1 protein-coding gene is annotated in these 1,626 nt (G+C 68.3%); it reads right to left on the reverse strand.

Annotation, left to right across the window (positions count from 1 at the left end; all coding sequences use genetic code 11):
- Positions 1–289: 289 nt before the first annotated feature.
- A complete protein-coding gene (locus ACT3TZ_RS15090) occupies positions 290–1,591 on the reverse strand; it encodes an ISL3-like element ISAar42 family transposase (protein ID WP_444584231.1) in 1,302 nt (433 codons plus the stop codon).
- Between the last annotated feature and the right edge of the window lie 35 nt (positions 1,592–1,626).

Here is a 1,626-nt window from a genome sequence, read left to right on the forward strand (position 1 = left end):
CGCCGTGTATGAGCTGATCGCTGACGCCTTCAGCGTGCTATTCGAGCTCGCAGTCCACGACCCGAGCCGCCCACACATAGAGAGCTACCGGCGCGAGGGAGAGATCGACTGCCTCGTTCCAACACTCCGTGGAAGTTAATTCGCCGTGAACCGTGGGCCAACCGTGAAGTCGTGACAACCTCAAAGTGACAGATTCGTGGCCTTAGGTACCACCCTGCGTGACAGCTGCGCGACCGTAGCCTCCCCCGTCACACAGGGTCCAAAACAGAACTTTCGTGGCTCTTCGGAATCAAGGGTGTAGGTGAGGTCTGAACCCTCCGGCTTCGCGCAGCGACCTGGCGATGTAGTGGGTGAGGTTGCGGAAGCCGAGCGCGGAGCCGCGGAGGTGTTCGAGGCGGCCGTTGATCGCCTCGGTCGGGCCGTTGCTGGTGCCGGGCCGGTCGAAGAACGCGAGGATGTCGGCGGCGCGTTGCTTCATGGTGCGGCCGAGCTTGCGGATCTCCACGAGCGCCGCGGGAACCCCGGTGGTGATCGTGGCGATCACCGCCTGCATGGCCTGCCTGGCCTTCTTCTTGTCGGGTTCCCGGTAGGCGGCGACGATGCGCTGGTAGATGCCCCAGGTCGCCTCGACCTCGACATGCTCCTCGCTCGCGAACACCGCGTCCAGGCGTGCCCGCTGCTTGTCGGTGAGCAGGCTCGCGCCGGTGTGGAGGGTGCGGCGGGCCTTGTAGAGCGGGTCGCCCTTCATCCCGCGGTGCCCGGTGGTGTCCTGCTGGACCCGGCGCCGGCAGGCATCCAGCGCGTCGCCAGCGAGACGGACGACATGGAATGGGTCCATCACCGCAACCGCGTCGGGGAGCTCTTCCGCGGCGGCGGTCTTGAACCCGCTGAACCCGTCCATCGCGACCACCTCGATCCCGTCCCGCCACTGCTTCGGGCGGCCCGCGAGCCACTGCTTGAAGACGGACTTGGAGCGGCCTTCGATCATGTCCAGCAAGCGCGCGGGGCCGGTCTTCTCGCGGGCGGGCGTGAGGTCGATGATCACGGTGACGTACTTGTCGCCGAATCGGGTGTGTCGCCAGACGTGCTCGTCGACGCCGATCGTGGTGACCCCGTCGAACCGGGCCGGGTCGTCGATGAGGCGCCGCTTGCCTTCGGCGAGGATCGCGGTGTTCGCGGTGTGCCACGACACCCCGAGACCGGCGGCGGCGCGCGAGACGGTGAGGTGGTCGACCACGATCGCAGTGAGTGCCCACCCGATCCCGCCGCGGGAGATCTTCGCCCGGGGCGCGGCCGCCTTCGACGTGTCCTGCCGCCAGGTGCGGCGGCAGGACACGCACCGGTAGCGGCGCACCCGGATTAGCAGCGTCGTCGGCCGGTGCCCGAACGGTTCATGCGCCAGCGGGCGCGTCACCGTGTCCCGTGGCGCGCCCTCGGCGCCGCACTTCCGACACCACGGGTCGTCCTCGACGACGCGGCACTCGATCACCGCCCGATCTGGCTCGAGACGCTGCCCAACGGCCTCGAGGCCGAGCTCGTCGAGACGGCAGAACGTGGTCAGGTCGGGCGCGGCGAAGGTAGCGTGGTGCAAGTCGAGGTCTTCCGGCGGATGGGCAGTGTAGGAAC

Origin of the sequence: Brachybacterium sp. AOP25-B2-12 (assembly GCF_052378625.1) — a bacterium.
GTDB lineage: Bacteria > Actinomycetota > Actinomycetes > Actinomycetales > Dermabacteraceae > Brachybacterium.